The organism is Janthinobacterium sp. FT14W, from assembly GCF_009208755.1.
GTDB classification, from domain to species: Bacteria; Pseudomonadota; Gammaproteobacteria; order Burkholderiales; family Burkholderiaceae_D; genus Janthinobacterium; species Janthinobacterium violaceinigrum.
Genome location: NZ_WFLL01000026.1, coordinates 71,078 through 90,683 on the forward strand (window position 1 = coordinate 71,078; position 19,606 = coordinate 90,683).

The following is a 19,606-nucleotide window of genomic DNA, read 5'->3' on the forward strand; positions in this document are numbered from 1 at the left end:
CTTGGTTTCACCTGGCCGGGCTATGCCGGTCACCAGCATGTCCATTCTCCTGGAGACTTCATGAAACAGTTCCTCGCGCTGCCCATGCTGGCCGCCAGCTCCATGTTTGCGCTATTGACAGCCTGCGCCGTGAAGCCGGCGCAGAAAGAAGAAGGTCTCCCAAAAACCACTGTCCAAGCTCCCTTCCGGGCACAGGTCGTGGGCCTGCAGTGGCTCAACCCTCTGCAGCGGCGCGACTATCCCACCGAGTGGCAACTGCTCTGGACGCTTGGCCTGGCCAAACCCAACAAGAATGACGATATGGTCAGGACGGATCCCAGGGGCTTCAGTACCTTGCAGGCAGTCGCCCCCATTGCCCACGATATCAATGGAAGGGAAACGTTCAAGGGCTATCACCATAAATATCTACTCGAACTGATGACCAATTTTCACGATATTTATTATTCCAGCTCCACCTACTTCTACCACGTCTACCCCAAGGATCAAAAACAGAACTGGCGCGAACTGGCAGGCATCCGCGTGGAATATGCCCTGCCTGACGGAAAATTCGATCCGGCAGAAGTACACCAATTCACGCAACAAACCATCACCGACACCTTCAGCATCGGCAACACCCACTTCCCCACCCTCTGGACCCGCGCCACCCCACCCGACGTGCGCATTACGCTGGGCGGCAACAACGCGGGCTTCGTCTCCCTGCACGCCGCGCTGGCCTACCTGGAAGCGCATCCGGATCAAACCGTGTGGGTGATGAACTGGGATGCGCCGAGCCGGCCCAAGCCCATGCAGATCAATGAAAACCTCGTGCTGCTGGTGCTGGCCGGCCCCGATTACAAGACGGAGCGCGCCGCGCTGGCGTGGATAGGCTATCCGGCCACGCGCAAGGTGGAAGATTTTGCAGCGGGCCAGGACAAGCCGCCGCGCGCCGTGCAGGCGTGGCAGGCGGTATTTGCCGAGGCGGCGCGCCATGGCGGCAAGACGGAAGAAGACATCGGCTACGTCATCCACGATGCCAATAAAACCCTGCCCACGTCATCCGACCGGCTGGCACGGCTGGCGCAGGCCTTGAGCCTGGAAGTGCCCGGCTTCGACTTCCTGCCGCAGACTTTCAATACGCCGGCCCTGCTGGGCGAAATGGGCGCCGGCACGGCGCTGACCAATGTCGCCCTGGGCATCGCCCATGCGAACCATGTGGGCCAGCCCGTGCTGGTGGCGGGCACCAGCGATCCTGGCAGCGTCACGGGCGTGCTGGTCTTGCCACCGGCCAAAGTACGCCCCATAGACCAGGACCAGCCGTGGTTCCGCGCGCGCGGAGAGAATAACGCCTATCTGCCCTGGTGGGGCATCCGCCACGACACGGCGGACGACATGCAAGGCTACTCGCAGTGAGGTGGATGGATGGCTTACGTAATAAATCAACGCGAGCTACGCACATTGGCTGCCGTCGCCGCTTTCTCCATGTTTGCGCAATTGACAGCCTGCGCCGTGAAGCCGGCGCAGAAAGAAGACGGTCTCCCAAAAACCACCGTCCAAGCTCCATTCCGGGCACAGGTCGTGGGCCTGCAGTGGTTCAATCCGCTGCAGCGGCGCGACTATCCCACCGAGTGGCAGCTGCTCTGGACCTTGGGACTGGCCAAACCCAACAAGAATGACGATATGGTCAGGACGGATCCCCGGGTTTTTGGCACCTTGCAGGCCGTCGCCCCCATTGCCCACGATCTCGATGGGACGGAAACGTTCAAGGGCTATCACTATAAATATGTACGGAAATTAACCAGTCTATTTCATGACATTTACTACTCCAGCCCCACCTACTTTTATCGAGTCTATCCCAAGGATCAAAAACAGAACTGGCGCGAACTGGCAGGCATCCGCGTTGAATATGCCCTGCCTGCGGGCAAATTGGATCCAGAGGAAGCAAGAAACACTACACGCGAACGCATTATCGACACCTTCAGCATCGGCAATGTCAATTTCCCCACCCTCTGGACCCGCGCCACCCCGCCCGACGTACGCATCACCCTGGGTGGCAACAATGCAGGCTTCGTCTCCCTGCACGCCGCGCTGGCCTATCTGGAAGCGCATCCGGATCAAACCGTGTGGGTGATGAACTGGGATGCGCCGAGCCGGCCCAAGCCCATGCAGATCAATGAAAACCTCGTGCTGCTGGTGCTGGCCGGCACCGATTACAAGACGGAGCGCGCGGCGCTGGCGTGGATAGGCTATCCGGCCACGCGCAAGGTGGAAGATTTTGCAGCGGGCCAGGACAAGCCGCCGCGCACCGTGCAAGCGTGGCAGGCGGTATTTGCCGAGGCGGCGCGCCATGGCGGCAAGACGGAAGAAGACATCGGCTACGTCATCCACGATGCCAATAAAACCCTGCCCACGTCATCCGACCGGCTGGCACGGCTGGCGCAGGCCTTGAGCCTGGAAGTGCCCGGCTTCGACTTCCTGCCGCAGGCCTTCAATACGCCGGCCCTGCTGGGCGAAATGGGCGCCGGCACGGCGCTGACCAATGTCGCCCTGGGCATCGCCCATGCGAACCATGTGGGCCAGCCCGTGCTGGTGGCGGGCACCAGCGATCCTGGCAGTGTCACGGGCGTGCTGGTCTTGCCACCGGCCAAAGTACGCCCCATAGACCACGACCAGCCGTGGTTCCGCGCGCGCGGAGAGAATAACGCCTATCTGCCCTGGTGGGGCATCCGCCACGACACGGCGGACAATATGCAGGGTTACTCGGATTAACGTCCGAAGTACTGGCCGCTGGCTCGCAACGACTTTCCCGGCGGCGCGGCCGCGCCGCACATATGGCGTCAAACGCAAGAACACATTGCAAATGACGCGCCTTCCGCCATGCCAGATCCCTCGTTACCATGTGATGACCCCATTCGAGGATCTGCCACGCCATGCATGCACCGTCAAAACCCGCCCCACCCGGCCAGCAGGCGTCCCAGGCCGGTAGCGCCGCGATATCCGTGCGCGGCGCGCTTGCCAGCCTGTCCCTGGCGATGCTGCTGCCCGCGCTGGGCACCAGCATCGCCAACGTGGGCCTGCCCGGCATGGCCAGCGCCCTGCATGCATCCTTCCAGGATGTGCAGTGGATCGTGCTGGCGTATCTGCTGGCCATCACCGCCCTGATCGTCAGCGTGGGCCGCCTCGGCGACATGGTCGGCCGGCGCCGCCTGCTGCTGGCCGGCATCGCCCTGTTTGCCCTTGCCTCCGCCTTGTGCGCCCTGGCGCCCACCTTGTGGCTGCTGGTCGCCGCGCGTGCCCTGCAAGGCCTGGGCGCGGCCGCCATGATGGCGCTGACCATGGCCTTTGTCGGCAGTGCCGTGCCCAAGGCGCGGACGGGCAGCGCCATGGGTCTGCTCGGCACCATGTCGGCCGTCGGCACCACGCTCGGGCCCGCGCTGGGCGGCCTGCTTATCGCGCGCTTCGGCTGGCAAGCCATTTTTCTCGTCAACGTGCCGCTGGCCTGCGTGGCGCTGCTGCTGGCCTGGCGCTTCCTGCCGGCGGACCCGCGCGGCGCGCCCGCCAAACGGCCCGTGTTCGACCACCGCGGCACCGTGCTGCTGGCGCTCGCCCTGGCCGCCTATGCGCTGGCCATGACACTGGGCCGCGGCGATTTCGGCGTGCGCAACGCGGCGCTGCTGCTGGCCGCCTGCATCGGCGGCGCGCTGTTCGTCTGCGTCGAACGCAAGGCGCCGGCGCCGCTGATACACCTGCCCATGCTGCGCGCCCCCGTGCTGGGCGCCGGCCTGGCGGCCAGCATGCTGGTGTCGACGGTCATGATGTCCACCCTGGTGGTGGGTCCCTTTTACCTGGCGCGCGGCCTGGGCCTGGGGGCAACCGCCACCGGCATGGTGCTGGCGGCCGGGCCGCTGGTGGCAGCGTTCTGCGGCGTGCCGTCCGGCTGGCTGGTGGACCGCTACGGCGCGCAGCGCATGGGCGGCGCGGGCCTGTGCGGCGCCGCCGGCGCCTGCCTGGCGCTGGCCCTGCTGCCCGCCAGCCTGGGCATCGCCGGCTACGCCGCACCCATCATGCTGCTGACGGCCAGCTACGCGCTGTTCCAGGCCGCCAACAATACGGCGGTGATGGGCGACATCGCTGCCGAGCAGCGCGGCCTGGTCTCCGGCATGCTCAATCTGTCGCGCAACCTGGGCCTCGTCACGGGCGCCTCCGTGATGGGCGCCGTGTTCGCCGCCGGCGCCAGCGATATTGCCAGCGCCCCGCCGGCCGCCATGGTCCGTGGCATGCATGCCACCTTTGGCGTGGCCAGCGCGCTGATATTCGCTGCGCTGGCCATTTTCCTGCTCAGCCGCGTCTTCGGCAAGCGCCATGCGCCTGCCGGAGACGACGCATGATGCGCCCCCGCACCATGCCAGCGCTGTTACTGCTGCTGGCCCTCGGCGCCACCCTGTCCGGCTGCTGCTGGCCCTGAGCTGCCGCGCCGGCAGGCCGGCAGCGGCGGCGTCAGGCCCCGTCCAGCTGGCCCGCGCAGGCGTCGATCACGCAGCCGCGCAGCCAGCGATGGGCAGGATCGGCATCCATGCGCGGATGCCACATCAGCGACACGGTCAGGTCGGGCATGCACAGCGGCAGGGCAAAGCTGAACATGCCGGCGCGCAGCTTGCCCGTATGGCGTTCCGGCACGGTGGCGATCAGGTCGGAAGCGGCGGCCAGCGCCAGCGCCGCCGCAAAGCCGCCGACGATGCTGGCGACCGTGCGCCGCAAACCCAAGGCGGCCAGCGCATCGTCCATCGGTCCCGTCTCCTGGTCGCGCCGCGCCACCAGCACATGCCGGCCGGCCGCATAGCGCTCGGCGCTGATCTCGCCTTGCGCCAGCGGATGGCCGCTGCGCACCACGCCCACGAAACGGTCGCCGAACAGCCGGCGCGTGCGCACTTCCGGGCTGGTGAGGCTGCCGATCACGCCTGTTTCCAGGTCGATGCTGCCCTCGCGCAGCAGCACGCTTTCGCGGTCGATCTTTTGCACGAAACGCAGCCGCACGCCGGGCGCCTGCGCGCCGATATGCGCGAGCAGCGCCGGGCCGAAATTTTCCACGAAACCGTCGCTCGCACGCAGCGTGAACGTCTGCGCCAGCTGGCGCGGGTCCAGCTGCTGCGCCGGCCCCAGCACGGCCAGCACCTCGCCCAGCAGGGAGCCCACGCTTGCGCGCAGCTCCAGCGCGCGCGGCGTGGGCACCAGTTCACGCCCGGCGCGCACCAGCAGCGGATCGCCGGTCGTCTCGCGCAGGCGCGCCAGGGCACGGCTCATGGCCGATGGGCTCAGGCGCAGGCGCCGCGCGGCGCGCGTGACGCTGCCTTCGGCCAGCAGGACATCGAGGGTGATCAGCAGGTTCAGATCGGGCAGCGGCATGGTGTTTACCCTGGCATGGGTTGGCGGCGCCACAGCTGGCGCGCGCCGATCTCGATACGCTCCAGTTCACCCGCGGCGTGCAACTGCTCCAGCGCGGCCTCGACGACCTCGCGTGGAAAATGCCCGCCCAGCCACCATTGCGCTATGCCATCGAGCGTATCGGCGCTGTGGGGACGCCCGGCCACGTAGGCACGGATCTGCCGGATGGCGCCGTCGATGGCGGTGGAAGCTGGTGTCATGGCATGCGGTGGACAGGGGTTGGGGGGTATCGCAAACAAACACGCACAAACACGCGGGCCGCACCGCCAGGGCGGCGGCCCGCGACAGGGAATTTACTCGCCCTGCTCCGGCGCGCGTCCGATCTCGCCGTCGATATTGGCCAGGAACCAGGCCAGCGACGACATCAGCGCCACGTTGCGCTTCAGGTTTTCCGGGTCCACCTTGTCCAGCGTGTCGGCCGGCGTGTGGTGGTAGTGGAAGTAGCTGTGGCTGTCGACCAGCGGCTCGAAGCTGGGCACGCCGGCCGTTTCCAGCCGGTGCAGGTCGCCCGTGCCCAGTGCGTCGCGGCGCGTGAACGCGTGCGCGCCCATCGGCTGCAGGGCCGCGCGCAGCGGCGCAAACAGTTTTTCCGACTTCGGTCCCACGCTGGCGAGGATGCCGAACGGGCGGCCAGCGCCGCTATCCATCTCGATGGCCGCGTACTGCTTGCCCAGCGCCTGCTTGTGGGCCTCGAAATACGCCTGGCCGCCGCGGCCGCCGTTTTCCTCGTTCATCCAGGCGATCACGCGGATGGTGCGGCGGGGGCGGTAGTCGAGCTTTTTCAGGGTTTCCAGCACGCCCATGGCCGCCACCACGCCGGCGCCGTCGTCATGCGCGCCCGTCGCCAGGTCCCAGGAATCGAGGTGGCCGGAGACCACCACCACTTCGTCGGCCTTGTCCGTGCCCGGCCAGTCGGCAATCACGTTGTAGCTGTCCGCCTCGGGCAGGTTTTGCGGCGTCAGGGTCAGGTGCAGCTTCATCGGGCCGCGCGCGGCCAGGCGGCCCATCAGCAAGGCGTCTTCCACGGTGACGGCGGCGGCGGGTATGCGCTTGCTGTCATCGAGTCCCGTGGCGCCCGCGTGCGGGATGCGGAAATCCGCGCCGCCCACCGAGCGCACCAGCGCGGCCGCCGCACCCAGCTCGGCCGCCGCCTTGGGACCGAGGACGCGTACGCGCGAACCCTGGCCGTAGGTTACGCCGGCCAGGCCGCGCTCGGCCATCTCCTGGTCGAACGGCGTATCGATCAGCACGATGGAGCCCTTCACTTCCGCCGCGCGCGCCTTCAGTTCTTCCACGCTCCTGACGATGATCAGGGGCGCCGTCAGGCCGGCGGCCGGGGTCGCGCCCGAGCCGCCCAGGGCCGTGAGCACCACGCGCTGCGACACGCCCTGCGGACGGCCCGCATAATCGACGATTTCCGCCGTTTCCACGCCGCGCACCCAGTGCGGCACTTTCACGGGCTGCAGGGTGACCCTGGCACCCAGCTGGCGCATGGCGTCGGCCACCTGTTGCACGGCGGCAGCGGCGCCGGCGGAACCGGACAGGCGCGGGCCGATCAGATCCGTCATGTCGGCCAGGCGCGCATATGCCCAGTCGCTTTGCAGTGCGGTGTCGCGCACCTGGGCCAGCGCCTGCGGCGCATTGCCCGGCGCGGCGGCAAAGGCGTTGGCGCTGATGGCGCAGGCAAGGGCGAAGGACAAACGGCGCAGCGGCGCGCCAAACAAGACGATATTCATGTGTGTTCAGTTCCAGTCAACAAGGTCGAAGCGGGTACGCCGTGGCCGGGGGCAAGGCGAGGCTTTCTACGATAGCGTATTTATTCTGTCATTGCAGCAACTTTTACGGGAGCGGTTGCCTGTTTCCGCCAGAGTCGATTACCATGCAGAGCGTGACCGTTACCGGATACCGCCATGCTCAAGGGAACTCTCTGTACCATCCGGCATTTGCAGGCCGCCGACCTGAATGCCTATCTTTCCCTCGTCAACGACCTGCCCTCGCGCGGCGAGTTCTTCTCCATGCAATTCAAGTCGCCCGAGGCCATGCGGCGCGACTTCCTGCAATCGGGCTTTGTCACCGAGGACAGCGAATTGTTCCTCATCGAGGACAAGGCCCAGCACATCATCGGCACGATCACGCATTTCAAGAGCCGCACCCCGGCCTCGCGCGAGATCGGCTACCGCCTGTTCGACCGGCAGCGCGACGGGCAAGGCTACATCAGCGAAGCGACACGCCTGGTGGTCGACTACCTGTTCCAAGCCTATCCGTATCACCGGCTCGAGCTGCTGATGGATCCGCTGAACATCGGCTCCGAGCGCATCGCGCAAAAGAACGGCTTTACGGAGGAAGGCCTGATGCGCCAGGCCTTTTTCATCAACGGCGTCATGCGCGATGTCAAAATGTACAGCTTGCTACGCCCCGAATGGCAGGCGCGCAGGCGCTGACTTGTTACCGCCGGGACAGGATTGTAATAAGTTGTATTAGACGTGGAACAAGCTGGCGGCAGCAGATATAGTCCTGTTCATGCAGATCATTGTGATCTCGCCGGAATGGAAGGAAATGCCATGTTGAACAAGAAACTCCTGGGTGCGGTAATGGTAGCGGCAGTGGCTGTGTCTTCGGCCGCAGTCGCCGGTGACCGCGACTTCAATACCGTTGCAGGCGCTGTCGTCGGAGCGGCCATTGGCAACAGCACCGGCGGCCGCAACGGCGCAATCGTCGGTGGCGTTATCGGCGCTGCCGTCGGCAACAGCATCAATACGAATGACCGCTATTACGACCGTGGCGGCTATCGCGGCGGTTACCGCGAAACCTATTATGCGCCGGCCCCGCAGCCCGTGTACTACGCGCCGGCCCCGCAGCCCGTGTACTACGCGCCGGCGCCGCAGCCCGTGTATTACGCGCCGCCACCGCGCTACTACGGCCCGCCGGCCGTCATCTACGTGCAACCGGGCCGCGGCTACTACCGCGACCATGGCCGCCGCGACTATTATGACCACGACCGTGGCCACGGCTGGGGCCATCGCCGCTAAGCGCCGCCCCGCCGCCTGAAAAACCTGCGCCAGCCTGCTGCCGCAGGTTTTTTTTGTTAGATAGACAAGGTATCGCACACGCACAATATCGGCTAAGCTGTGTCCTATGATCAACATTGCTGGCCGCCTGGACCGCACCAACCGATGCATTTAATCAAAGACGAGCTCGACTTCGGCCCCTGGCTCGATGCCGCCGCCGGCACCAGCGTGGGCGCCGGCCCCATGCCGCGGCGCGAAAACCAGGATAACTTCCTGCTGATCGATGCCAGCGGCCACGCCGTCTGCCTGTCGCGGCAAATGCCCTTGCACTGCCGGGTGCCGGGCTGGCCGCCCGGCCATGTGCGCGCTGCCGTGCTCGACGGCATGGGCGGCCACGGCCACGGCCGCGAGGCGGCGGAAGCGGCCGTGCAAGGCTTGCTGGCCCTGCCCGCCTGCCTCGATGCGGCCAGCCTGGCAGCCAGCCTCGACGAGTTGCACACGCGGCTGCAGGACAGTTTCGCCAAGGCAGCGCCAGCCCAGGCACGTCCGCCCGGCACCACCCTGACCTTGCTGGAAGTGCCGCCCGGCGAAGCGCCGCTGCTGTATCACGTGGGCGATTCGCGCCTGTATGAAATTGCCGACGGCGTGGCCGGCATCCTCACCGTCGACCACGTGCCGGCCACCGTGTACGCCATGCGCGGTGCGCTCGACGAGGCGCGCTGGCGCGCCGCCGTGCACGGCCAGCACCACCCGCAAATCTCGCAGGCATTTATTTTAGGCAACGCCATCGGCGACAGCCTGCAACTCGACAAACCCCTGCGCGGCCTCGATGCGGCCACCTTGCCGCCCTTCCTCGCCCATCTGGCCGACCGCCGCGTGCTGCGCGTGCGGCCCGGCGCCCACTATGTGCTGGCCAGCGACGGCTTCTGGGCCTGCGACGATCCGCTGGCCCTCACGGGCCGCTGGCCCGCCTTGTGTGCCGGCAAGACCGCGGCACAGGCCGTCAGCGCCCTGTTCGACGATTTCCTGTCCCGGCCGCCAAAAGGCTTGCATAGCGACAACATCACCATGCTGGCGCTGCGCTTCGACGCGGCATTCACGGTCGCGGGCGGATAACTAATCCCCAAGTAATCCGCCCCCGTTTGCCGGGCATTACCTGGCGGCCAGGTAGCCGGCCGCCGCCGACACGGCCGACAGCACGGCACCCCAGCCCATGTCGATCAGCGTCAGGGTCAGCGGCCAGTCCCGCAAGGTTGCATAGTTGCTCAGGTCATAGGTGCCGTAGGCCAGCAGCCCCAGCAGCGCACCCAGCGCTGCCGCCGTGCGTCCGCGGCGCGCGCGCAAGCCCGGCAGGATGGCAAAGACCAGCAGCCCCGCCACGTACAGCAGGTAAAACAGCGCGGCCGGCGCCCAGCGCGGCGATTCCGCCAGCAGCGGCCCCAGCGCCGCGGCATACACGGGCGTCATCAGCACCGCCAGCCACAGGGCATCGAGGGCCAGGAATACGCACAAGGTGGCGCCATAGGCGATGGCAAGCTGACGCGGGCGTTGGGCAGGCATGGTCGTCTTTCGAAGTCAGGCGGCATCGGGGGAACGGCTGTGCCAGCATAATACAAAACGCCGTCCCGTTCTTGCCGCCGGCATCACCATGCGCAGCCGGCGTCCACGCGCATGGCCGGGAAACCTGTTTCATACAATATCAAAATAACATATCCAGAAAGACATAAAATGTGTTTTTGAGCAATGGTTTCCATGACATATATGGCAGGGTGCGACCAGGGACATGAATTTGGACAAAAAGAGTGGATTCCGGCACCGCGAAAGTTGCCAAGCGGGCGCAAAAGCGCGTAAGCTCTCATGTATAACAGAGGGCAAAATGCCCCCGCTCGATTCGAGTCAGAATGTCATGAAAAAATGCAGCAACCCGGAGCACCCGCACTGTACGTTCTGGGTCTTGCCTGGGGATACAGTCTGTGCGGGCAACCACCCGCAAGCGACGACGGCTCCCAGCAGCTACGACCTGTTGACCGCACTGCGCAGCGCCCGTTCCGAGCCCTCGGCAACGGCGCTTCCGCACGCCCCTGCACATGACCCTGTCAATTCCGATGCCCCGGTCCAGGCGGTGGCCCGCCCCGCGCCCCATGCCGGCAATGCGGCGCCGGCCGGTGCGCCGCGCCCGCCCGTTTCCATGCCGGCCGCCGCCACGCCCCTGTTCACGCCCGCGGCCCCGCCAGCGGTCCCGCCGGCCTACCAGCCCGTGCAGGCCCACCTGCACATCAGCGGCTTCGATCCCCGTGCGGCAGGCGGACGGCAAACCCTGAAAATGGAATTGCGCGGCATGAGCGCCGCCTGCGCGCCGCAGCTGACCTTGCGCCTGCGCTCGGACCTGATTCCCCGCGGGCAAGTGCAGCATGATTTCGTGCGCACCACGCGGGGCGACTGGCGGCCCGTGTTTGTTGAGTTTTCCTCGCGCAACAAAGAACATGGGCAATACCAGATCGAGGTGGAAGTGCACAGCCACGTGGACGGCGCCGTGGCGCAGAAATGGGTATGCACTTTCGTCATCCTCGTGCCGCGCCGCGACGCCACCCTGACGGAAATCCACCAGATCTTCCTCAGCACGCACAAGAATGTGCGCGTGATGGCCGACGACGCCTCGATTGCCCGCATCACGGGCGGCGACGGCTGCAACCTCGACGTAACGGCGCGCAATGCCGGCATCGCCCACGTGGATCTGTCTGCGCCGCAAGGCAAGATCGACATGGGCTTTACCACCATCGCCTGGGACGAGGAGCTGATCGAAGTCGACCTGCCCGCCGCCAGCCACTGCCATCCGCACCCGAGCCAGGCCGCGTGCCTCGTCAATGCGGCGCCGGAAGCGGGCGAACAGCGTCAGATCCGCCTGTTCGCGCTGGAAGAATGCATGCTGGGCCGCTTTGAACTGGTGGACCCGGAAGCCGACGTGCTGCTCAGCCATTTCAGTCCCGACGGCCAGGACAACAACGGCTTGACGCGCCGCCTGTCGGGCCGCCACGCCATCATCCGGCGCAGCCAGCAAGGCTTTGAAATCGAGGACGTGTCGCGCTATGGCCTGCTGCTCGACGGCGTGTGGCCCGGCAAGCACAAGCCCGTGGCCCTGCGCCTGGGCATGCGCATCGAATTGTCTGCCAGCATCAAGGGTATCGTCGTGCTCAGCGTCACGGCCATCTTCGCGCACGGCGTCATTTTGCACCGCATCGACCATGGCGCGCGAGCGGAATGCTTTTACCTGCTGCTGCCGGAAGCCCAGCCCACGCTGGCCGTCCACGCGGCCGCCCCCAACGCGGCTGCGCTGCCCATGCTGTTTCACCGCAATGGCGGTTTCTGGCACCTGGACGTGGCCAGCGGCAAGGAAACAGCCCTGGCACCCGCCACGGCGCTCGACAAGCTCAGCGGTTTTGCGCGGCACAACCGTTTCGCCAGCGAACCGTATCCGGAATGCTGGATCATCCGCACCGAGGCTGCCGCCCTGTGCGACAGCAGCATGCAAGCTGCATAGGAACACTGAAGCCAACCTACTGCGCGTCGGCACAGGCGCCCTGCGATGCTCACCGGCTCGGCGCCCCCGTACCGAGTACGGTTGCGCTTCTTGAGCACCTCTCCCTTCCGCTCGCGACGGTTTTGTTCCGTGTTGTAGATTTGCAGTTACCTACAAGGTACTAGCGGGGTACCAGTATCAGGAAAATCATCGACAGGCCCAGTATAAACACCGCTTCCAGCGTAAACACGATGGCGGGAATCTGCAATTCGCGCGGAATTTTCATGGCGATACCTCTTCAAAACGTCGAACTGCTTTCAGCATAGCGCGCCCTGCGCCGATTGCATTATCAGCCGCACAACACACTTGACCGGCCGGCATCCCTTGCCGGACCCGCCGGCCAGACCATCCCGACACATTATTTAACAAATTATCGGCAGATATTCTGCAAATAGCACCCCTCCTCGCCCTTGCATACTGTATATTCATCCAGTTAATATTGCTTGTAATTCACAAAGCGCCCGCTTGGCGTTTTACATTTCCTATGGCTTCCAACAAAGCGCATCATGCGACCGGTTGGGCTGCCGGCGTGATCGCCGCAGCCCTGGTCGCGCACGCTGGCGCCGGCGGCCCGTATCAAGTGCTGAGCATGCTCGCCTTTGTCATGGGTGCGCTGGGCGGCACGGCGCCGGACTGGCTGGAAGTGGCCTGGTGGGCGCGCACGCACCGGCTATGGATCACGCACCGCACGTGGACCCATTGGGGCCTGGCCTGGATCGCCCTGCTCGTCTACACCTGGCTGCAACTGCCGCACCACATCTGGGCGCCGCCCCTGTTCGGCTTTGCCGCGGGCGGCATCATGCATTTGCTGGCCGACTGGCCCAATCCGCTGGGCGTACCCTGGATCTTCCGCCGCCACTCCTTGCGCTGGTGGAAGAGCGGCCGCCACGACATCATCGTCATCATCGCCGCCTGGCTGGCCGCCACCGTCGTGGCCGACCATGTGTTTTTCGACGGCATCCACTGGCAGCGCAGCGTGCTGGCGCTGGACGGCCTGCTGCACTGGTCCGCCACTGCCCTGCGGCAAGCCTGGGCGGATCTGCAACAGTGGCAGGAGCGCTGGCGCCTGGGAAGCTGACGCCAATTGACGCCGGCGGCGCGGCAATGTGATAATGAGTATCATTCTCAAACAGCCCAGCCAGCCGGCACCCTGCGTTCCGTCAGCCCAGCCCTTCCTTTGCCTGGAGAACGCAGTGAGCACCGTCCATCCCACCCATGCCATCCACCTGCAGACCCTGTACAGCGAGCACCACGGCTGGCTGTATGGCTGGCTGCGCGGCAAGCTGGGCAACCGCGCCGACGCGGCCGACCTGGCGCAGGACACCTTTCTACGCCTGCTGGGCAAGCGCGAGGCGGCACCGCTGCGCGAACCGCGCGGCTACCTGGCCACCGTCGCGCGCGGCCTGCTGATCGACCGCTACCGGCGCCAGGCGCTGGAGCAGGCCTACCTGGAAGCGCTGGCGCAGCAAGCCGAGCCAACAACGATGTCGGCCGAAACGCATGCCATCATCATCGAAACCCTGCTCGCCATCGACCGCCTGCTCGACAGCCTGGGCGCGCGCACGCGGGCCATCTTCCTGCTGGCGCAAATCGAGGAACTGAGCTATGTGGAAATCAGCCAGCGCCTCGGCGTGTCGCTGCCGACGGTCAAGAAACACCTGGTGCGCGCCTACACGGAATGCCTGATGCTGGCGGCCGGCTGATGTTCGGCACGCTTGCCGCTTCCGCGCCCATCGCCCGCAAGGTGCTGGCCGCCGCCGCCCACTGGCACGTCGAAGTCAAATGCGGCAGCGCGGACCCGGTCGCCCTGCAGGCATGGCGCGACGCCAGCGCCGAACATGAACGGGCCTGGGAGCTGCTGCAGCGCATGGACGGCCAGCTGGGCACGCTGCCGCCGGCGCTGGCCCTGCCCGCGCTGCAGGCGGCGCAGCAGCGTCGGCGCGCCACCGCCAGAATACTTGCCCTGCTGGCGGCGGCCGGCGGCGGCATCGCGCTGGGCCAGGCGGGCCTGCAATCCGCGCCGTGGCAAGCCTGGACGGCGTCCTTGCGCACGGCGCCGGGCCAGCGACGCTACGTGGCGCTGGCCGACGGCGGGCGCGTGGAGCTGAACACGGACAGCGCCGCCGACGTCGATTACAGCGCCAGTCATCGCCGCATCCGCCTGCACCAGGGCGAGATCATGATCACGACGGCATCCGACCCGCGCCCCTTCCTGGTCGAGACCCCGCACGGCGTGATCCGCGCGCTGGGCACGCGCTTCGGCATACGCTGCACGCAAGGCGGCAGCAGCGTCAGCGTGTTCGAACATGCGGTGGAAGTGCGCTGCGCGGCCCGCCCTGGCGCCGTGCGCCGCGTGGCAGCGGGCCAGCAGCTGCACTTCACGGCGAGCGGCGCCGAAAACGCGCAAGCCATGCCCGCGCACCAGGACAGCTGGCTGCGCGGCATGCTGGTGGCCGCCGACTGGCCCCTGCAGCAACTGCTGCAGGAACTGGCGCGCTACCGGCGCGGACGCCTGGCGTGCGACGCCGGCGTGGCGCGGCGCCCCGTCACGGGCACCTACCGCCTCGACGATATCGACGCCGTGCTGGAAAGCCTGTGCGCCTCGCACGGGCTGCAAGTGACGTACTTCACGCGCTACTGGGCCACGGTGTCGGCCCGCGCCGCCTGATATTTTTCGTTTTTTTTTGCGCCAGGGGTTGGTGTTTCGCTGCGCTGCTTCGGCTTCCTAGTCAAGAAGCCGATTCACAGGCCATTTTCCTATCCCCCCGAGCAGAAAGACCGAGCATGCAATTGACCACCCCCGTTCTCCATCCCGCCGCGCGCGCCATCCGCCTGGCCGTCATCGCCATGGCTTGCGCCGCCCCCGCCGCCTTCATCGCCGCGCCCGCATTGGCGCAAGGCCAGCCTGCCGCCGCGCCGCAAAGCTACGCCATCGGCGCCGGCCCGCTGGCCACCGCCCTCAACGATTTTGCCGTGGCCGCCGGCGTCAGCCTGTCGACGGACCCGGCGCAGACGCGGGGCCTGCGCTCGCCCGGCGTGCGCGGCAGCTTTGGCGTCGCCCAGGGCTTTGCCCAGGTGCTGGCCGGCAGCGGCCTGGAAGCCGTGCAGCTGCCGAACGGCGCCTACGTGCTGCGCCAGGCGGCCGTGCCCTCCGCGACGGCGGCCGGCGTGGAAAAGACCATGGCCCCCGTGGTGGTGAGCGCCAGCCTGGAGCGCGATCCCGTCAGTGAGCACAGCAACTCGTACGCGGCGCGCGCCGTCACCGTCGGCAAGGGCGTGCAAACCCTGCGCGAGATTCCCCAGTCCGTCAGCGTCGTCACGCGGCAGAAGATGGATGACCAGAACCTCAACACCATCGACGCCGTGCTGGCCAACACCACCGGCATCACCATGTACGACAGTCCCATGGGCGGGCGCTACGTGTATTCGCGCGGCTTCATGGTGGAGACGTACCAGTTCGATGGCGTGAACCGCGCCATGTACTACCCGCAGGCGAACAGCTTCACCAGCAATACGGCCATGCTGGACCGCGTGGAAATCGTGCGCGGCGCCACGGGACTGCTGCAGGGCACGGGCTCGCCCGGCGCCGCCATCAACATGGTGCGCAAGCGTCCGCTGGCGGAAAAGCAGGTGCAGCTGGCGCTGGGCGCGGGCCGCTGGAACGACGTGCGCGGCGAAGTCGACGTCACCGGCCCCCTGAACGCATCGGGCAGCATCCGCGGCCGCGCCGTGGCCGCGCATGACCAGCGCGATTATTTCTATGACGTGGCCGACAGCCGCACGGACGTGCTGTACGGCGTGCTGGAATTCGACCTGGCGCCGGGCAGCAAGCTGACCACGGGCGCCAGCTACGAAAAGCTGAAGTCGACACCGTTTTTCTCCGGCATGCCCCGCTACCTCGACGGCAGCGATCCGAAGCTGCCCCGTTCGACCTTCCTGGGCGCCGACTGGAACCGCTGGAACAGCAAGCAGACAGCCGTCTTCGTCGAATTCGAGCACCGCTTCGACGCCGACTGGTCGCTCAAGGCCAGCGCCAACTACACGCGCGAACGGCACGACGTGAAATACATGTTCAGCCAGGGCGCGATCAATCCCGCCACCCTGGCCGGCATGATGATGTACGGCGGCGTGTTCGACTACGGCAGCACCAACAAGGGCATCGACCTGTCGCTCGACGGCAAATTCAACGCCTTCGGCCGGCGTCACGGTTTCAGCGCCGGCATCGGCACGAACCGCCTGGAAAGCGACAGCGACTACAATCTGGCCCTGCTGCAGCAGCCGAACAACCCGCTGCAGCCGAACCACGGCGTGGCCGAACCGAGCGACGCCTGGTTCCGTCAAAACAGCTACCGGGGAGACCCCAGCGTGACGACCATGACGCAGACGGGAGCGTATGGCGTGGCCCGCTTCAGCGTCAGCGATCCGCTCACCGTGGTGGCGGGCGCGCGCGTGTCGAACTACAAGTCCAGCAGCGTGTACCGCGACACGGGCGAGGTGTACATCGACCCCTACCGCGAAAACGGCGTGCTCACGCCATATGGCGGCGTGATCTACGCCTTCGATCCCCGCTGGTCAGGCTATGCCAGCATCTCCGACATCTTCCAGCCGCAGAACCAGCGCACGACGGACGGCGCCCTGCTCGACCCGCTGAAAGGCCGCAACCTGGAAGCGGGCGTGAAAGGCGAACTGTTCGACGGCAAGGTCAATGCGTCGCTGGCGCTGTTCCGCATCGAGCAGCGCAACCGCGCCGAACTCGACCTGGTCAATACCTGCTCCAGCGGCACGGAATGCTATTTCTCGACGGGCAAGGTGCGCAGCGAAGGGCTCGATGCGGAAATCAGCGGCGAAGTGGCGCCGGGCTGGCAGCTGTTCGCCGGCTACACCCTGAACAATTTCAAGTACCTGGAGCAGACGTCGAATGCGGGCGTGATGTTCGCCAGCACCTACTCGCCGCGCCACATGCTGCGCGCGTGGAGCGACTACCGCCTGCCCGGTGCCCTGCAGAAGTGGAGCGTGGGCGGCGGCGTGAACTTCCAGACGGAGAGCTCGCGCGTCACGCGCGACGTGACCGTGGCACAGGGCGCATACGCCTTGTGGAGCGCGCGCGCCGCCTACCAGATCGACCGCAACTGGACGGCCGCACTGTCCGTGACGAATCTGCTCGACAAGCGCTACTACCAGACGGTGGGCGCGCCTGCGTGGGGCAATTTCTATGGCGAGCCGCGCAAGGCGCAACTGACCTTGCGCGCCCGCTTCTAAACGACGCCTAGCTTGCCGGGCGCAGGGGCGCCTTCGGCAGCGGGATGAATTCCGTCTCGCCCGGCACCTGCCCCATGCGCTGGGCGCTCCAGTCGTCGGCCGCCTGCGACAGGCGCTCCTTGCTGGACGAGACGAAATTCCAGAACAGGAAACGGTGGCCGTCCAGCGGCTCGCCGCCGATCACGACAAACTGCACGGGACCGCCGCCTGCCGTCACGACAGGCACGGCGCCCGCCTCCAGCAAGGCCATGGTGTGCGGCAGCAGCGCCACGCCGTCGACCAGCACCTCCCCGCTGATCGGATAAATCGCCGCTTCCGCCGGCAAGCCGTCCAGGCGCAGTTCCTTGCCTGCCTCCAGCGCCACGTCCAGGTACACGGTCTGCATGTAGGTGCGCACGGGCGACGTTTGCCCAAAGGCCGTGCCGATCAGGACCTTCACCACGGCGCCGTCGAGCGGCACGACGGGAATGTCGGCCTGCGGCGTGTGCGTGAAACTCGGCTCGTCTTCCTCATGCGCCTTCGGCAGCGCGGCCCACAGCTGCAGGCCGTGCGTGCGGTGCGGCTGGCCGGCCAGGTCGTGCGGCGTGCGTTCCGAATGCACGATGCCGCGCCCGGCCGTCATCCAGTTGATGGCGCCCGGTTCGATGCGCTGGTACGAACCGATGCTGTCGCGGTGGTCGATCGCGCCCTCGAACAGATAGGTGACGGTGGCCAGGCCGATATGCGGATGGGGGCGCACGTCGTGGTTGGCGTCGGGCGCCACGTCGATGGGGCCGAAATGGTCGAAAAAGATGAAGGGGCCGACTGCCTGTTTTACCGCGGAAGGCAGCAGGCGCCGCACGACGAAGCCGCCACCGAGGTCCTTTTCGTGGCTTTTCAGGATGGCCGTGCTCATGCCAGCACCGTCGTCACTTCGGTCGTCACCGCCGTCATCAATTTGTGCAGCGGGCATTTGCCGGCTGCGGACAGCAATTCCTGGCGCTGCGCGTCCGTCAGGTCGCCCGTCAGGTGCAGGGTGGCGGCCAGACGGTACACGCCCTTGCGCTCTTCGCTGGCGTCGCGCTCCGTGCTCACTTCCACGTGTTCGAGGGGAATGCCCTTGTGCCTGGCGTACCAGACCACTGTGAGCGCCTTGCAGGCCGACAGGGCCGCGTCGTACAGGTCGTGCGGCGAGGGGCCGGCATCGCCGCCGCCCTCCTCCACCGAGGCGTCGGCGGAAATGATGTGATCGCGCACGTGCACGATGTGGCGCATGGGTTGCGACTGGTCGCGGATGGCTTTGATGGTCATGGCGTTCCTTGGTGCGTTTGGAAAGCCACAATTTACACTGTTTGCCCGCTTTGCGCAGCCCGGCCGTCAGCCGCCGCAGCGCGCGGCTAGCGGATGCGGAACGGCGCGCCGGCCGCCGGCGCCAGGCCGGGACGCTTGCTCCGACGCTCTCACCGTCGTCGCCCTAATCGAGCGTGCGCGCCACGCGGAAGCCCACGATATCGTTCGACAGCACGGTGGAAAAGCCGTTGCGCAGGGCCGAGCGCAGGTAGCGCGGGTGGTACAGCCAGCAGCCGCCGCGCAGGATGCGCCGGCTGCTGTCGCTGCCCTCTTCCCAGGCGCTGCCATCGACGGGCGCGCCTTCGTAATTGTCGTGCACCACGTCCTGCACCCATTCCCACACATTGCCATGCATGTCGAACAGGCCCCAGGGATTCGGCGCGAAGGTGCCCAGCGGGCTCGTGCCGCCCCGGTACACGCCGCGCGGGCCGCCGTTGTACACATACAGGCCGTCGTAGTTCGCCTGTTCCGTGCTGATCGTGTCGCCCACGTTGAAGGCCGTGCGCGTGCCGGCGCGGCACGCGTATTCCCACTCCGCTTCGCTGGGCAGGCGGTAATGCCGGCCCGTGCGCTCGCTCAGCCATGACAGGTACAGCTGCGCGTCATTCCAGCTCACGCCCACCACCGGGTGCTGGTCGTTCTGCACGAAGCCGGGATTGTCCCAGTCCGTTTCCGAACCGCCCGCCCATTGCGTCGCCTGCACGAAGGCCCGCCATTCGCCCACGCTGACGGGATGGCGCGCCAAGGCGAACGGGCGCTCGATGCCGACCCAGTGCTGCGGCGTCTCGCGCTCCAGCCACGCCTGTTGCGAACCGGCCTGGATGGCGGCCTTGTGCTCCGTCGCGTGCGCGCCCATCTGGAAACGGCCGCTGGGAATGAGCACCAGTTCCGGTCCCTGGCCCGAACCGTCGAGGTAATCGTCGCGCAGGATGCCCTCGGCATCGGCCACCGGTTCCTCGATGGCCGCCGGCGCCGCTGCCGGTGCCGCCGCGGCGGGCGGCGCGGGCGGCTGCTG

General features: G+C 66.7%; 18 protein-coding genes. 11 read left to right on the forward strand and 7 right to left on the reverse strand.

Annotated elements, in window-relative coordinates:
* Positions 1 to 60: 60 nt before the first annotated feature.
* From GCN74_RS17780 to GCN74_RS17790, 3 genes are all read left to right on the forward strand, one after another.
* Complete coding sequence (locus GCN74_RS17780; RefSeq protein ID WP_152257908.1) at positions 61 to 1,389, forward strand: hypothetical protein; 1,329 nt, start codon at positions 61 to 63, stop codon at positions 1,387 to 1,389.
* Between the two features lie 9 nt (positions 1,390 to 1,398).
* The gene (locus GCN74_RS17785; RefSeq protein WP_226939099.1) at positions 1,399 to 2,745 is read left to right on the forward strand and encodes a hypothetical protein; all 1,347 of its coding nucleotides are present in this window, start codon (positions 1,399 to 1,401) and stop codon (positions 2,743 to 2,745) included.
* A 161-nt stretch (positions 2,746 to 2,906) separates the two neighbouring features.
* A complete protein-coding gene (locus GCN74_RS17790) occupies positions 2,907 to 4,364 on the forward strand; it encodes an MFS transporter (RefSeq protein WP_152257909.1) in 1,458 nt (485 codons plus the stop codon).
* Between the two features lie 109 nt (positions 4,365 to 4,473).
* Here the strand turns inward: GCN74_RS17790 and GCN74_RS17795 are convergent, their stop codons facing one another.
* The 3 genes from GCN74_RS17795 to GCN74_RS17805 form a co-directional block, all read right to left on the reverse strand.
* Positions 4,474 to 5,379 carry a LysR family transcriptional regulator gene (locus GCN74_RS17795; protein ID WP_152257910.1) on the reverse strand — a complete coding sequence of 302 codons (906 nt, stop codon included), beginning with the start codon at positions 5,377 to 5,379 and terminating at the stop codon, positions 4,474 to 4,476.
* A gap of 5 nt (positions 5,380 to 5,384) precedes the next feature.
* Positions 5,385 to 5,618, reverse strand: coding sequence for a hypothetical protein (locus GCN74_RS17800; protein ID WP_152257911.1), 234 nt, complete (start codon positions 5,616 to 5,618; stop codon positions 5,385 to 5,387).
* A 93-nt stretch (positions 5,619 to 5,711) separates the two neighbouring features.
* Entirely contained in the window at positions 5,712 to 7,154 is a 1,443-nt protein-coding gene (locus GCN74_RS17805; protein ID WP_152257912.1) for a M20/M25/M40 family metallo-hydrolase, read from the reverse strand.
* Positions 7,155 to 7,328: 174 nt separating this feature from the next.
* On the opposite strand from GCN74_RS17805, the gene GCN74_RS17810 reads away from it, so the two are divergent.
* From GCN74_RS17810 to GCN74_RS17820, 3 genes are all read left to right on the forward strand, one after another.
* The gene (locus tag GCN74_RS17810) at positions 7,329 to 7,859 is read left to right on the forward strand and encodes a GNAT family N-acetyltransferase (RefSeq protein WP_152257913.1); all 531 of its coding nucleotides are present in this window, start codon (positions 7,329 to 7,331) and stop codon (positions 7,857 to 7,859) included.
* 120 nt (positions 7,860 to 7,979) lie between these two features.
* A complete protein-coding gene (locus GCN74_RS17815; protein ID WP_152257914.1) occupies positions 7,980 to 8,447 on the forward strand; it encodes a glycine zipper 2TM domain-containing protein in 468 nt (155 codons plus the stop codon).
* Positions 8,448 to 8,591: 144 nt separating this feature from the next.
* Positions 8,592 to 9,542, forward strand: coding sequence for a PP2C family protein-serine/threonine phosphatase (locus GCN74_RS17820; RefSeq protein ID WP_152257915.1), 951 nt, complete (start codon positions 8,592 to 8,594; stop codon positions 9,540 to 9,542).
* Between the two features lie 36 nt (positions 9,543 to 9,578).
* Here the strand turns inward: GCN74_RS17820 and GCN74_RS17825 are convergent, their stop codons facing one another.
* The gene (locus GCN74_RS17825) at positions 9,579 to 9,986 is read right to left on the reverse strand and encodes a DUF2177 family protein (RefSeq protein WP_152257916.1); all 408 of its coding nucleotides are present in this window, start codon (positions 9,984 to 9,986) and stop codon (positions 9,579 to 9,581) included.
* Between the two features lie 346 nt (positions 9,987 to 10,332).
* On the opposite strand from GCN74_RS17825, the gene GCN74_RS17830 reads away from it, so the two are divergent.
* The 5 genes from GCN74_RS17830 (at position 10,333) to GCN74_RS17850 (ending at position 17,262) form a co-directional block, all read left to right on the forward strand.
* Positions 10,333 to 11,964: an FHA domain-containing protein gene (locus GCN74_RS17830; RefSeq protein WP_226939100.1), complete on the forward strand. Its 1,632-nt coding sequence runs from the start codon at positions 10,333 to 10,335 to the stop codon at positions 11,962 to 11,964.
* Between the two features lie 523 nt (positions 11,965 to 12,487).
* Positions 12,488 to 13,081 (forward strand): metal-dependent hydrolase, encoded by a 594-nt coding sequence (locus GCN74_RS17835; protein ID WP_152257917.1) that lies wholly within the window; start codon positions 12,488 to 12,490, stop codon positions 13,079 to 13,081.
* A gap of 115 nt (positions 13,082 to 13,196) precedes the next feature.
* The gene (locus GCN74_RS17840) at positions 13,197 to 13,706 is read left to right on the forward strand and encodes a sigma-70 family RNA polymerase sigma factor (protein ID WP_226939101.1); all 510 of its coding nucleotides are present in this window, start codon (positions 13,197 to 13,199) and stop codon (positions 13,704 to 13,706) included.
* On the forward strand, positions 13,706 to 14,671 hold the full coding sequence (locus GCN74_RS17845) for a FecR domain-containing protein (protein ID WP_193317140.1): 966 nt from the start codon (positions 13,706 to 13,708) through the stop codon (positions 14,669 to 14,671). Before GCN74_RS17840 ends, GCN74_RS17845 begins: the two co-directional genes overlap by 1 nt.
* A gap of 116 nt (positions 14,672 to 14,787) precedes the next feature.
* Entirely contained in the window at positions 14,788 to 17,262 is a 2,475-nt protein-coding gene (locus tag GCN74_RS17850; RefSeq protein ID WP_152257920.1) for a TonB-dependent siderophore receptor, read from the forward strand.
* 7 nt (positions 17,263 to 17,269) lie between these two features.
* On the opposite strand, the gene GCN74_RS17855 is transcribed toward GCN74_RS17850, so the two are convergent.
* The 3 genes from GCN74_RS17855 to GCN74_RS17865 form a co-directional block, all read right to left on the reverse strand.
* Positions 17,270 to 18,157: a pirin family protein gene (locus GCN74_RS17855; protein WP_152257921.1), complete on the reverse strand. Its 888-nt coding sequence runs from the start codon at positions 18,155 to 18,157 to the stop codon at positions 17,270 to 17,272.
* Positions 18,154 to 18,552, reverse strand: a complete 399-nt coding sequence (locus GCN74_RS17860) for an OsmC family protein (protein WP_152257922.1) — start codon at positions 18,550 to 18,552, stop codon at positions 18,154 to 18,156. Before GCN74_RS17860 ends, GCN74_RS17855 begins: the two co-directional genes overlap by 4 nt.
* 163 nt (positions 18,553 to 18,715) lie before the next feature.
* Positions 18,716 to 19,606, reverse strand: an 891-nt coding sequence (locus GCN74_RS17865) for a formylglycine-generating enzyme family protein (RefSeq protein WP_226939102.1), incomplete at its 5' end; no start/stop codon positions are given.

Bases quoted from the DNA above. Each gene is read 5' to 3' on its own strand.
- GCN74_RS17790 (WP_152257909.1), top strand. From the start codon at position 2,907: ATGCATGCACCGTCAAAACCCGCCCCACCCGGCCAGCAGGCGTCCCAG.
- GCN74_RS17805 (WP_152257912.1), bottom strand. From the start codon at position 7,154: ATGAATATCGTCTTGTTTGGCGCGCCGCTGCGCCGTTTGTCCTTCGCC.
- GCN74_RS17780 (WP_152257908.1), top strand. From the start codon at position 61: ATGAAACAGTTCCTCGCGCTGCCCATGCTGGCCGCCAGCTCCATGTTT.
- GCN74_RS17810 (WP_152257913.1), top strand. From the start codon at position 7,329: ATGCTCAAGGGAACTCTCTGTACCATCCGGCATTTGCAGGCCGCCGAC.
- GCN74_RS17785 (WP_226939099.1), top strand. From the start codon at position 1,399: ATGGCTTACGTAATAAATCAACGCGAGCTACGCACATTGGCTGCCGTC.
- GCN74_RS17815 (WP_152257914.1), top strand. From the start codon at position 7,980: ATGTTGAACAAGAAACTCCTGGGTGCGGTAATGGTAGCGGCAGTGGCT.
- GCN74_RS17860 (WP_152257922.1), bottom strand. From the start codon at position 18,552: ATGACCATCAAAGCCATCCGCGACCAGTCGCAACCCATGCGCCACATC.
- GCN74_RS17820 (WP_152257915.1), top strand. From the start codon at position 8,592: ATGCATTTAATCAAAGACGAGCTCGACTTCGGCCCCTGGCTCGATGCC.
- GCN74_RS17845 (WP_193317140.1), top strand. From the start codon at position 13,706: ATGTTCGGCACGCTTGCCGCTTCCGCGCCCATCGCCCGCAAGGTGCTG.
- GCN74_RS17830 (WP_226939100.1), top strand. From the start codon at position 10,333: ATGAAAAAATGCAGCAACCCGGAGCACCCGCACTGTACGTTCTGGGTC.
- GCN74_RS17800 (WP_152257911.1), bottom strand. From the start codon at position 5,618: ATGACACCAGCTTCCACCGCCATCGACGGCGCCATCCGGCAGATCCGT.
- GCN74_RS17825 (WP_152257916.1), bottom strand. From the start codon at position 9,986: ATGCCTGCCCAACGCCCGCGTCAGCTTGCCATCGCCTATGGCGCCACC.
- GCN74_RS17855 (WP_152257921.1), bottom strand. From the start codon at position 18,157: ATGAGCACGGCCATCCTGAAAAGCCACGAAAAGGACCTCGGTGGCGGC.
- GCN74_RS17835 (WP_152257917.1), top strand. From the start codon at position 12,488: ATGGCTTCCAACAAAGCGCATCATGCGACCGGTTGGGCTGCCGGCGTG.
- GCN74_RS17850 (WP_152257920.1), top strand. From the start codon at position 14,788: ATGCAATTGACCACCCCCGTTCTCCATCCCGCCGCGCGCGCCATCCGC.
- GCN74_RS17795 (WP_152257910.1), bottom strand. From the start codon at position 5,379: ATGCCGCTGCCCGATCTGAACCTGCTGATCACCCTCGATGTCCTGCTG.